This window comes from Nostoc sp. CCY 9925 (assembly GCF_963920935.1).
Taxonomy (GTDB): Bacteria; Cyanobacteriota; Cyanobacteriia; order Cyanobacteriales; family Nostocaceae; genus Nostoc.
This window is the reverse complement of record NZ_CAWUDO010000057.1, coordinates 1-12,594: the sequence shown is the minus strand read 5'-3', so window position 1 is coordinate 12,594 and position 12,594 is coordinate 1. Positions and strand designations below refer to the sequence as shown.

General features: G+C 37.4%; 11 protein-coding genes. 10 read left to right on the top strand and 1 reads right to left on the bottom strand.

Features of this window, described 5'->3' with window-relative positions; translation table 11 throughout:
* Nucleotides 1–26 precede the first annotated feature (26 nt).
* From ACM0OY_RS24830 to rfbD, 10 genes are all read left to right on the top strand, one after another.
* Nucleotides 27–1,778, top strand: a complete 1,752-nt coding sequence (locus ACM0OY_RS24830) for a hypothetical protein (protein WP_414571491.1) — start codon at nucleotides 27–29, stop codon at nucleotides 1,776–1,778.
* A gap of 65 nt (nucleotides 1,779–1,843) precedes the next feature.
* Entirely contained in the window at nucleotides 1,844–3,142 is a 1,299-nt protein-coding gene (locus ACM0OY_RS24825) for a glycosyltransferase (protein WP_414571490.1), read from the top strand.
* The gene (locus ACM0OY_RS24820) at nucleotides 3,135–4,202 is read left to right on the top strand and encodes an NAD-dependent epimerase/dehydratase family protein (RefSeq protein ID WP_414571489.1); all 1,068 of its coding nucleotides are present in this window, start codon (nucleotides 3,135–3,137) and stop codon (nucleotides 4,200–4,202) included. Before ACM0OY_RS24825 ends, ACM0OY_RS24820 begins: the two co-directional genes overlap by 8 nt.
* A gap of 35 nt (nucleotides 4,203–4,237) precedes the next feature.
* Complete coding sequence (locus tag ACM0OY_RS24815; RefSeq protein WP_414571488.1) at nucleotides 4,238–5,308, top strand: NAD-dependent epimerase/dehydratase family protein; 1,071 nt, start codon at nucleotides 4,238–4,240, stop codon at nucleotides 5,306–5,308.
* A 131-nt stretch (nucleotides 5,309–5,439) separates the two neighbouring features.
* Nucleotides 5,440–6,357, top strand: coding sequence for a glycosyltransferase family 2 protein (locus ACM0OY_RS24810; RefSeq protein WP_414571487.1), 918 nt, complete (start codon nucleotides 5,440–5,442; stop codon nucleotides 6,355–6,357).
* A 155-nt stretch (nucleotides 6,358–6,512) separates the two neighbouring features.
* Entirely contained in the window at nucleotides 6,513–7,361 is an 849-nt protein-coding gene (locus ACM0OY_RS24805) for a glycosyltransferase (protein WP_414571486.1), read from the top strand.
* 79 nt (nucleotides 7,362–7,440) lie between these two features.
* Nucleotides 7,441–8,508, top strand: a complete 1,068-nt coding sequence (locus ACM0OY_RS24800) for a glycosyltransferase family 4 protein (protein ID WP_414571485.1) — start codon at nucleotides 7,441–7,443, stop codon at nucleotides 8,506–8,508.
* A 65-nt stretch (nucleotides 8,509–8,573) separates the two neighbouring features.
* The gene (locus ACM0OY_RS24795; RefSeq protein ID WP_414571484.1) at nucleotides 8,574–9,650 is read left to right on the top strand and encodes a glucose-1-phosphate thymidylyltransferase; all 1,077 of its coding nucleotides are present in this window, start codon (nucleotides 8,574–8,576) and stop codon (nucleotides 9,648–9,650) included.
* 43 nt (nucleotides 9,651–9,693) lie between these two features.
* Nucleotides 9,694–10,239 (top strand): dTDP-4-dehydrorhamnose 3,5-epimerase, encoded by a 546-nt coding sequence (gene rfbC, locus ACM0OY_RS24790; protein ID WP_414571483.1) that lies wholly within the window; start codon nucleotides 9,694–9,696, stop codon nucleotides 10,237–10,239.
* 83 nt (nucleotides 10,240–10,322) lie between these two features.
* Complete coding sequence (gene rfbD, locus ACM0OY_RS24785; protein WP_414571482.1) at nucleotides 10,323–11,237, top strand: dTDP-4-dehydrorhamnose reductase; 915 nt, start codon at nucleotides 10,323–10,325, stop codon at nucleotides 11,235–11,237.
* Nucleotides 11,238–11,337: 100 nt separating this feature from the next.
* Here the strand turns inward: rfbD and ACM0OY_RS24780 are convergent.
* A partial coding sequence (locus ACM0OY_RS24780; protein ID WP_414571481.1) for a choice-of-anchor D domain-containing protein occupies nucleotides 11,338–12,594 on the bottom strand: 1,257 nt, incomplete at its 5' end.

Sequence of the window (12,594 nt, the reverse complement as noted above, 5' to 3'; positions counted from 1 at the left end):
CTACAATCAAAATTCGCCGAAAAAATATGTACAATAAACCTCTTTCATCCCCAAAAGCAAAGTTGGTTTTAGCAGTTTCATATTCCCTACCAGTAGTTCTACTTTTCTGGTTTGTCGCCACCTTCAGTGTAAACGTACCCTTTGGCGATGATTGGGCATTAGTAAATTTTTTTGCAAACATTCATAGTGGTACTGCAAACTTCAGAGATTTTTTTTCTCAGCACAACGAGCATCGCATACTTTTTCCAAGGATAATATTTGCAGTACTTGCATTTTCTTCCAAGTGGAACATTAAACTAGAAACTTACTTTATTTTTTTATTGGCTTTAGTAAATTTTGCAATTTTATATAAGATTGCAGCCTGTAATTGGAATGAAGGTAATCAAGTATTATTTAATTTATTTAATATTACAATTTGTATTGCACATTTTTCTTTAAATCAGTATGAAAATTTGCTATGGGGATTTCAAATAGCTTGGCTATTTATAAATACCTGCTTAATATTAGCAATTTTCATTCTTACCGTACCTAAAAACTTACTTCCAAATATCAGATTATTACTTGCATCTCTATGTTGTTTTATTGCTAGCTTCTCATCAGCTCATGGATTACTATCTTGGGTTGCAATACTCCCATCAGTATACTTCCTTGAAGGGATAGATAAGCAGAAAAAAATCAGGATTTTGTTATGGATGGGGCTTTTTGCTTTTTGTGTTGCTATCTATTCTATTGGTTATGAAAAACCTTCTCATCATCCTACTATACTCTTTATTTTTCAGAAGCCATTAATTGCATCAAAATATTTCTTAACTTTGATAGGCTTCTCATTATTTAAAAATACTCTTCCTCCTGTACTTACTGGTTTAATAATATTATTAATTTTTTCCTTTTTTAATATATTAGCTTTTACTAATCAGCAATCAAAATTTGTCAATAAAGCAGCACCTTGGTTATCATTGGGTTGGTTTGCCATTTTGTTTGCATCAATGACTACTGTTGGTAGAGCGGGTTTTGGTGTTGAGCAAGCTACTTCATCTAGATACGTAAGTGTTTCGATATTATTAGTTATATCCTGCTTACAATTGTGTGGATTATGGATTTTATACAAATGGCAAGAACCACCTAAAAAAATATATATATTCTCAGTATTCTGCCTAAGCTTTGTAATAAGCCTTTCTATTTATAGCTCAACTAATAGCATTGCAGAAGGTCAAAATATATCGCTACAAAGGAAGGCTGGTCAAAATTGTTTAGAAATTATACATTATATAGATAAATCTATAAATAATTCACCTAGCAACTGTTTAAATTTTATTTTTCCCGATCAAGTTTTGATACGACAACTCAGCCCAGTTCTTCAAAAATTAGAGTTTAGACATTTTCCTCAAAATATCACTTTTATAACTAAAGCTGATAAAGTTCATGGTTACATTGATGTACCCCCAACAACAAAACAACCATTAAATATACGCAGTAGTGATACTTTAAAGCTGTTGGGCTGGGCTATTCTTCCTGAACCTCAAGAACAGCCACCCATAGTTTTACTATCCTATGGCAATAGTCAATCATTTTTTGCCACTGGGCTTGTACATTTAAACAGACCTGATGTAGCTACAGCTTTAAACTCAAGTCTCTACAATACATCGGGTTGGGAAGCAAATATTTCTCTAAAATCTATACCAGCAGGTGAAACTGTAATTAAAGCTTGGGTTTATGATCAAAAACGTCAACAGTTCATAAAGTTGAATGGTGAACCAAAGATAAAAGTGGTGGAATAAAAAATAATTTAGTTTAGAAACTGTTGTATTTATGATTGGGAATAGAAAAGGAGTTATAGAGTCAAATGATCAAAAAAATATTTAAGCCAAAAATACTAAAGTTTCTGCTAGGTGGTGGTTTAGCAGCAGCACTAAACTTAGCATTGATTTATTTAATAATTGAAAAGCTAGGATTCAATACAGCTTTTTTACGTAATATCGCCAATGCAGTATCAATTGAAATCTCCTTAATATTTAGTTTTTTTATATACCGAAGTTGGGTTTGGACTGGCGGCGTTTGGAATCTTAGAGAAGTATTTTTACGACAACTTCCTCTTTACCATGTTTCTGCGGGTGCAGCAGTTATTACTCGTATTTTCTTGATTTTTCCGATTTTAGATTGGTTGAAAGTTAACTATGGTATCAATACTATAATAGGCGCACTTGTGAGTGCATCGATTAATTATTTAATTAGCGATCGCTTTGTATTTAAAACCCCAACACAAAAAATCTCAGCTACATATTATCCAGAATCATTGGCTCCAGCTCTATCAGGAAATTCTAGTTTCAGGAAAGATGAGCCAATAACGATAGATACTTCAAAATCTGTCAAGACTTTATCAATAGTAATTCCAGCCTACAACGAAGAAGATTGCATAGTTCAAACTGTTCACACTATTAGCACAGTTTTAGAACAAGAAAAAATAGATTACGAAATTTTAGTTGTTAACGACAACAGCAAAGATAACACAGAAGAATTATTACAACAGATAAATTCGGAAAATATTAAGCTGCGTTACGTCAATAATTATTATCCTAACGGCTTTGGGTTTGCAGTTCGCTGTGGGTTAGAAAATTTTACGGGAGATGCTGTAGCGGTAGTTATGGCAGATAGTTCAGATGCACCAGAAGACATGGTATCTTACTACCATACACTGCAAGAAGGGTACGATTGTGTTTTTGGTTCCCGCTTCATTAAAGGAGGTAGAGTTATCGACTATCCGATCCACAAATTAATTGTTAATCGCTTAGCTAACTTATTTATTAAAATTTTATTTGGCTTAAAATTTAATGACACTACCAATGCATTTAAAATTTATCGCAAAGAGGTTATTGATGGTATCTCCCCATTAGTATCTCATCATTTTAACTTAACTGTAGAAATGCCACTCAAAGCCATAGTAAGAGGGTATTCTTATAAAACTATTCCCATTACTTGGAGAAATAGAACCACAGGAGTTTCTAAGTTAAAACTAAAAGAAATGGGGAGCCGATATTTGTTTATAGTCCTCTACATCTGGCTAGAAAAACATTTATCGCGTGGAGATTATCATCTAAGCAAAAATAAACTGGTAGCAAATCAAAGGTTTAAATCCAATGGCTGAGAAGATTCTGATTTTAGGAGGGGCTGGTTTTGTTGGCAGTTCTTTAGCAATTAATCTAAAAAAGCATCATTCTCACTGGAAAATTATATGTTTTGATAATCTGCGGAGACGTGGTTCAGAATTAAATCTTCCTAGATTCAAAAATTTGGGAATTGACTTTATTCATGGTGACATTCGTTCTTCTAGCGATTTAGATCCTGGAATCTTTGATGCCGATACTATTATTGATTGTTCTGCTGAACCTTCAGTACTTGCAGGATTTGCTTCTCCACAATACGTCCTGCAAACAAATTTAATAGGTACTATCAATGTTCTGGAATTAGCTAGACAAATTCAAGCTCGTTTGCTGTTTCTATCCACCAGTCGTGTTTATCCGATTGAAACACTTAAATCAATTAATTTAGTAGAACTACCAACCCGTTTTAGTATTGCTGTTGAACAAACAATACCTGGGGTATCTGATTTAGGTATTGCAGAGGAATTTCCACTTCAAAGTTACCGTTCTCTATATGGTACTACTAAACTTGCCTCAGAAATGCTCATCGAAGAGTATCGACAAGCTTATAATATTCAGGCAATAGTTAACCGTTGTGGCGTAATTACAGGGCCTTGGCAAATGGGTAAAGTTGACCAAGGTGTTTTTGTTTTGTGGTTAGCGGCACACTATTTTGAAAAATCTTTAAGTTATATAGGCTATGGCGGTACAGGTAAACAAGTTAGAGATTTATTGCATATTCAAGATTTGCTACGCCTCATTGATTACCAGTTAGAACATTTTTCGGAACTAGATGGAGATGTTTTAAATGTTGGTGGAGGTGTTGAGAATAGTCTATCGCTATTAGAGACTACTAGATTATGTGAGTCAATTAGTGGTAAATCTATTGCGATTAAATCAGAAGAAACAGCCAGACAAGGGGATATTCCCATTTATATTACGGATTCTTCCAAAATAATTTCTAAGACTGGATGGAAGCCAATGATGAATCCCGAACAAACTCTTAGAGATATTTATCACTGGATTCTTGAGTATGAAACAATTCTGAAACCCATTTTATCCTAAACTAGTGATTATACTATGACGTGATTGAAGATATTATGCCTACCGTTTTAATTACTGGTTCATCCGGTCTAATTGGTTCTGAATCGGTTCATTTTTTTGCCCAGAACGGTTTTCATGTTGTCGGTATCGATAATAATATGCGAGCAGTATTTTTTGGTGAATCTGCATCAACAGAGTGGAATCGTCGCATCTTAGAAGATAAATATGGTGATAGCTATCGTCATTATGATATTGATATCCGCGATCGCTCCGCAATCGAAAACCTATTTCAAGAATATTCCTCTGATATTTGTCTAATTATCCATACAGCAGCACAACCATCCCATGACTGGGCAGCAAAAGACCCTCATACAGATTTTACAGTTAATGCTAACGGTACTTTAGTATTACTAGAAGCAACTCGACAATATTGTCCGGATGCAACTTTTATATTTACTTCAACCAACAAAGTCTATGGCGACAGTCCCAACTATTTGCCCTTGGAGGAGTTAGAAACCCGTTGGGAAATCGAACCAAATCATCAATACAGAGAAGGTATTGATGAGTCAATGACAATTGACAACTCCAAACATTCTTTATTTGGTGCTTCTAAAGTTGCCGCAGATATTCTAGTTCAAGAATATGGTAGATACTTCGGCATGAGGACTGTTACCTTTAGAGGAGGTTGCTTAACTGGCCCTAACCATTCTGGCGCCCAGTTGCATGGTTTTCTAGCTTACTTAATGAAATGTACTATTACTGGTGATACTTACACCATATTTGGCTATCAAGGTAAACAAGTTAGAGATAATATACACAGTTACGATCTGGTCAATGCTTTTTATCATTTTTATCAAAATCCCAGATGTGGCGAAGTCTATAATATGGGAGGTTCTCGACATAGTAATTGCTCTATGTTAGAAGCAATATCAATTTGCGAAGACATCGTAGGTAAAAAGCTGCAATATACTTATACAGAAGAAAATCGCTCTGGCGATCATATCTGGTACATTTCAGATGTGAGAAAGTTCCGTTCTCACTATCCAACATGGGAATACAAGTATAATCTTCAACAAATATTAGAAGAAATGTATAATGCCCAAACATCTAGAAATATTCGTTATTAAGGATTAAGGAAGGCTATTTTAAAAGTATCTCGATATTAATTGGTGTTAGTTTATCTTAATACATGAGCCTGAAGATTAGAGTATTAAGATATAAAAACCGTAAATAGACTTCTTACATAACATCTAAATCAATGACAGCAAAAGTAGCAGCTTATATAACCCTCTATAAAGATAAACAAGCTGCCATTGAGTGTCTGCAAGCCATTAAATCTCAATCTATACCAATAGATAGTATTTTTGTCGTAGATAATTCCACTCAAGAATTACTAGAACTCAATAGTACATCGATTTTGATACATCATTATCCAGAAAATATTGGCATTGGTGAAGGTTTGGTACTTGGGCTGGAATGGGCAATAAAGGAAGGTTATGATTTTTTATGGGCTTTTGACCAAGACAGTTTACCGACTAAGAATTGTTTGGAAATTTTGTTAGAATTTTATCATAAGTTGTCCCTAGAGGGTGATGACAAAATTGGGATTATTGCTCCTACTGCGATTGATTGCAAAACTGAGGAAATTGTACAGGGAGCCGTTTTTGTAGGAGACCAGTTTAGAGGTTGCAAACACAATAAGAATGTTGATTTTTATGAGTGCGATTCCCCTATAACTTCTGGTTCTTTAATTTCCATTGCTGCTGCTAAAACTGTTGGTTTTCCTCGGGCAGAATTATTTATCGATGGAATTGACCTCGACTACGGTTTGAGATTACGACAACAGGGATTTCGTAATCTGATAATTACTAAAGCTATTATGTACCATAACTTTGGTAATCCAGTTAAAGTAAAATTTTTTCAGCGAGAAATCATCGTTCACAAATATTCTGCTCTACGTAACTATTACATTAATCGAAATCACACTTATTTAGAAACTCGCCACGCTCAAGGCTTGTATCGACTAACCAGTTGTGGTCAGCGCTTAAAATATTTACTCCGCAGGATAGTTACAATTTTGCTGTATGACCCTGAAGAAAAAATCCTAAAAATATGGGCTTCCTTGCTGGGAACATTTCATGGCTTTCAAGGAAAGCTTGGTAAAACTTGGTTGTAAAATGGACTCGAGATAGGGGATTTTCAAGCGAAAATTTACCTCAAAAAGCTTATTTACTAACTTTTACCTAATCCAAAATCTCAAATTAAAAATTCAAAATGGTATAATTATTTATTAAGCCAGATTAACTGATATTAAAAGTTTATATAAGCATAGTGATTTATTTTTTAACTGTTAATTATTACTCTACAAATTTAATTTTAAAATTAATTAATTCAATACATAAAACAAGTGACGTTGGCTACAAAGTAATTATTATCAATAACTCACCAGACGATCGCTCTATTGATAATCTCAAAACAGATTCTGTATTAATTTTTAATGCTGGGGCTAATTTAGGTTTTGGTTGTGCTTGTAATTTAGGCTTAAAATGGATTTATATTCAAGACCCCCAAGCCTATGTTTGGATAATCAATCCAGATGCTTATTTGACAGAAAATACTTTAGATAAAGTTCAGCCTTTTTTTGAGTTACACCCAGAAATCTCAATTCTTGGTACATTTATCTGTACTCCGAAAGGCGAAGTTTGGTTTGCTGGGGGTCGATTTATTCCTAAAACTGGTGCAATTATTACCGAAAAAAAAGTAACAAATATAGATGCTGAGTATGTTAATTGTGATTGGATTTCTGGCTGTAGTTTAATTCTTAATTTTAAAAATTTTACTGATTGCCCTTATTTTGATTCTGATTACTTTCTTTATTATGAAGATGTAGACTTTTGTTTACGCTATGCTAATCAAGGACATATAATTGCCATAAATAATAATTTTTTAGTAATGCATGAAGGCTCATCTATTACTAATAGAAATATTTTTAAAAAATTTAGAAATGGTACGTATGGTTATCTATTAACAATGGATAAGCATACAAATAAATTTATTTTTAAAATTAAATTAATTTTTCAGATTTTCAAGTCAATATTAGTAATATTACTAAAGCCACAAGCTGGATTAGGAAAATTTTATGGTATATGGGATTATGTAATAAAAAAGCAAAATAAATAATTTGGTTGTATCATTTTTTTTGAGCAAATTGAAATATTTCCTTTCTACTAACTAATTTTTTAAGTTTTTATGCTGGAAAATGACATTGTTAATTAATCTCTCATTTTTGCTAAATCGACCCACAGGTATCAGTACCTACGCTCTAAATTTGTTGCCTCACTTACAACAACTTTATCCCACACTCTTAGTTCCACAAAATATCTCTGGTTATAACTGCTATCCAGTTCCCGCTAACTTAACCCCAGAACAAGGGGTAAAAGGTCATTTTAAACGCCTTGTTTGGACGCAATTTGAATTACCGCAAATTTATAAAAAGCTAAAATCCCAGATTTTATTTTCCTTGCTACCAGAAGCACCTATTTATACTAACTGCCGTTTTGTCGTGATGGTTCACGATTTTATCCCGTTGCGTTTTCCTAAAAGCTTTTCACCGCTGACATCCTATCACCGCTACTACATTCCTCAAGTCATCAACCAAGCACAACACATTGTCTGTAACTCCCAGGCTACAGCTAAGGACATCACCGATTTTTATCAGATTCCAGACAGCAAAATTACCCCCATCCCCCTTGCCCACGATCGCACTCACTTCCGTTTTCTCGATCTTCCCACCCGTAACTACTTTCTCTACATTGGACGCCAAAATACTTATAAAAACTTACACGGACTTATTGCTGCCTTCGCCGCGCTACCCAATAACAGCGACTATGAACTTTGGTTAGCAGGACCAAGCGATCGCCGTTACACCCCAACTTTAACAGCCCAAGTTGCACAACTCGGCATCACTAATCAAGTCAAATTCCTGGACTATGTTCCTTACACCGAATTGCCAAAAATTATCAATGAAGCCATCGCCCTTGTCTTCCCCAGCCTCTGGGAAGGTTTTGGTTTACCCGTCCTGGAAGCAATGGCTTGCGGTACCCCGGTAATTACCTCAAATCTCTCTTCCCTACCAGAAGTAGGTGGAGACGCGGCGATTCTCATCGATCCCTACAACAGCAGAGAAATTACAGAGGCAATGGAAGCGATCGCCACTGATTCGGCATTGCGATCGCGCCTTTCCAACCAGGGAATCATTCACTCCCAACAATTCAGTTGGCAAAAAACGGGGCAAGCAACTGCCGAAGTCTTATCCCGCTACGTGTAGAATAATACCGTTGAGTAGAGGACGCGGGGACGCGGAGAATAACAAATGACAAATAAAAAATCCTTATGAAAGCACTAATCCTCTCTGGTGGTAAAGGTACACGTCTGCGTCCTCTCACCTACAGCGGAGCAAAACAACTCGTACCAGTTGCTAACAAACCTGTTTTATGGTATGGCATTGAAGAAATGGTTGCTGCTGGTATTACTGATATTGGCATCATCATCAGCCCGGAAACTGGCGCAGAAGTCCAAGCAAAAACCGGAGATGGAGAATACTTTGCAGCCAAGATTACCTACATATTACAAGACCAGCCAGCCGGACTTGCTCACGCCGTTCAAATCGCCCGTCCGTTTTTAGGAGATTCTCCCTTTGTCATGTACTTGGGCGATAACCTAATTCAATTAGGCGACTTAAGATACTTTCTGCAACAATTTAGCCAACAACAGCCTGATGCTTTAATTCTCTTACGTCCTGTTGCCAATCCTACTGCCTTTGGTGTGGCTGAGGTCGATGATACAGGAAGGGTATTGCAGTTAATTGAAAAACCCAAAGTCCCTCCTTCAAATCTGGCATTGGTAGGAGTTTATTTTTTTTCTCACATTATCTTTGATGCGATCGCTAATATCCAACCTTCCACTAGAGGCGAACTCGAAATTACTGATGCTATTCAATACCTAATTAATCAGCAAAAGCAGGTTGTTGCACACAAACTCCAAGGTTGGTGGTTAGATACAGGTAAAAAAGATGACTTATTAGAAGCGAATCGTTTAGTTCTCGACACTTATTTAACACCATCAATTCTCGGCGAAGTCGATGCCCAAAGTCAGATTATTGGGCGAGTTAAAATCGGTGCAAAATCTCGAGTCATTAATTGTACAATTCGTGGCCCAGTAATCATTGGTAACAATTGTCATTTAGAAAACTGCTTTATTGGCCCCTATAGTAGCGTTGCTAACAATGCCACACTAATTGATACAGATTTAGAACACAGTGTGATTTTAGAAGGTGCTAAAATTGCCGGAATCCATCAACGCATTATCGATAGTGTCATAGGACAACGCGCACAATTGACTCTTGCACCGCGTCGCCCAAAAGCTTTACGATTTCTAATTGGCGATGACTGTCAAATTGAACTCACATAACTTACTTGTTAAAACTGCGGCAAATTACTCACAATAATATTTAATGAGCATTACACAAACCAAAATTCCCGAAGTTATACAACTCGAACCCAAAGTATTTGCAGACGATCGCGGTTTCTTCTTTGAAGCCTATAACCACGAAAAATTTACTCAAGAAACTGGTATTGCTGCGAATTTCGTCCAAGATAACCACTCTTGTTCTAAGCAAAACGTCTTGCGTGGATTGCATTACCAAATCCAACAACCCCAAGGTAAACTCGTTCGTGTAATTGCTGGCAGTATCTTTGACGTAGCTGTAGATATTAGAAAAAGTTCGCCCACGTTTGGTAAATGGGTGGGTTATGAACTCAGTGCCGAGAATAAACGCTCACTTTGGATACCAGTAGGCTTTGCTCACGGGTTTCTTGTGCTTTCAGAAAAAGCTGAAGTTCTGTATAAAACTACAGATTACTACGCACCCCAAGGCGATCGCACAATTATCTGGAACGATCCAGATTTAGCTATAGATTGGCCTTTAAATGGTTCACCGATTTTATCAGCTAAAGACGAAGCTGGTAAATCTTTGAAAACTGCCGAAATCTATGATTAAATACTCTCAAGAAACGTAGGGAGTGGGGAGATGGGGAGATGAGGGGACATGGAGAATTACTAATGACTAATGACTAATGACTAATGGCTAAATCAATTCTGCTCATTGGTAGCAACGGTCAAGTAGGTCAAGAATTACAACAAATTCTTCCATCCTACGGCGATGTTATCTCAGTAGCACGCCCAACAGTAGACCTTACCGAGCCTGATACCCTCCGTAGCGTTATCAGAACAAAGCAACCGCAAATCATCATTAACGCCGCTGCTTATACCGCCGTAGACAAAGCTGAAAGTGAATCGGAACAAGCTTGGGCTATTAATACTACTGCACCTTTAATTCTCGCCGAAGAAACCCAAAAATTGGGAGCTTTTCTAATTCATATTTCCACTGATTACGTTTTTGATGGCAATGGGTGTCGCCCATATCAGGAAACCGATGCCACTAACCCCTTGAGTGTCTATGGAAAAACCAAACTCGCAGGAGAACAAGCAATTCAAGAGAATTGCACCCATCACCTCATCCTCCGCACAGCTTGGGTTTATGGAAACTTTGGCAAAAGTAACTTTGTCAAAACCATGTTACGACTCGGTGCAGAACGCTCAGAACTGCGTATCGTCGCCGATCAAATTGGTAGCCCGACTTGGGCAAAAGATATAGCCGCAGTCATAGGCGAAACGATTCCCCATTTGAGCTTAGATATTGCAGGCACATATCACTACACAAATAGCGGCGTTGCTAGCTGGTATGACTTTGCCATTGCCATCTTTGAAGAAGCCCAACAACTAGGATTTCCTCTGAAAGTTGAAAATATCGTCCCCATTACAACCCCTGAATATCCCACACCCGCCTGTCGCCCTGCCTATTCCGTACTTGCTTGTGGCAAAATTTCCGCACTTCTAGGAAAATATCCCCCCCATTGGCGACAAAGACTTAGGGCGTGTCATCAATTAGGTAAACTGGAATCAGAACTGCTGAACAAGAGTAAAAAACAGGTGTAGGGAACCTGATAAAAGAATTTAGTTGCTCAATACTAAATCTTTTTACTCTAGTTATTACCCTACACCTGGTTTGAAGAAACTTAGTTATCAAAAAACAGAACTAAATATTGATAAAAGTCGTAGAAGGCTGAGCCAAGAGTATACTTGCACTGGTATTATCCAACTTCGCCAACACTTGATTGTCAGAACTATTTAGAATAAAGGCTTGACTTCCTTGTTGCTGTATCAACAATTGACCAAACTGAAGACCACCAGAGAGAGCAATCTTGTCTTTACCTAGTTCAAAGTCAAGAATCGAGTCAGTACCCTCACCTAAAGCCAACACAAAATTATCATAACCAGAACCCCCTGTCAGTGTATCGTTACCTTTACCGCTGTAAAGCCAGTCATTGCCTGCATTTCCGTAAAGTTTGTCATCACTAATACCACCAAATATGGTATCGTTGCCATTATTACCGGAAAGATAGTCATTTCCACTATCGCCGTAGAGTAGGTCATCACCATCACTTCCCCAAAGAGTATCATTTCCATCACCTCCGAAAAGTTGGTCATTTTTGAGATTACCTACGATTGTGTCGTTACCCGCAAAGCCATAAATCTTGTTGGCTGGGGCATTGCCTTGTAAAAACTCAGAACGGTCAGTGCCATTGAGAACTGGAATTTCAGGAATGGGAGTGGGTTTAACTATGCCAGTAATGGCAAAGTCAAACGGGCTTTCATTACTGTCGTTATTACCTAAACTGAAGCTGCCGCTATAGGTGCCTGGTGTAGTAGTGTTGAGTGCCACCGTGATGGTGGTGGAAGCATTAGCAGCCACACTGGTGGGGAGAGTTCCAATTAAACTAAAGCCGTCGGGAAGCTCAAGATTACTTAAGTTGAGTGCAGCTGTGCCGATGTTCTGAATGGTGAAGGTTTCACTCAGGGTTTTACCAACAGTAGTGTTGCCAAAGTCAATAGTACTCTTACCATCTGCAATATCAACTGTGCCATTGAGAACTTGAATTTCTGGAGTGGGAGCAGGTTTGACTGTACCACTGATAGCAAAATCAAATGGGCTTTCGTTACTATCGTTGTTGCTGAGAATCAGAGTGCCACCATAGGTGCCTGGTGTAGTGTTGTTGAGTGCCACTGTGATGGTGGTGGAAGCATTAGCAGCCACACTAGTGGGAAGAGTTCCCACTAAACTAAAGCCGTCAGGCAGTTTCAGGTTACTCAGATTCAGTGCAGCTGTACCAGTATTCTTAATCGTAAAGGTTTTGGTCAGAGTGTTACCAACAACTACATCACCAAAGTTGATGGCAGTCGTAGTCCCATCTACAATGTCAACTGTGCCATTGAGAACTTGAATTTCTGGAGT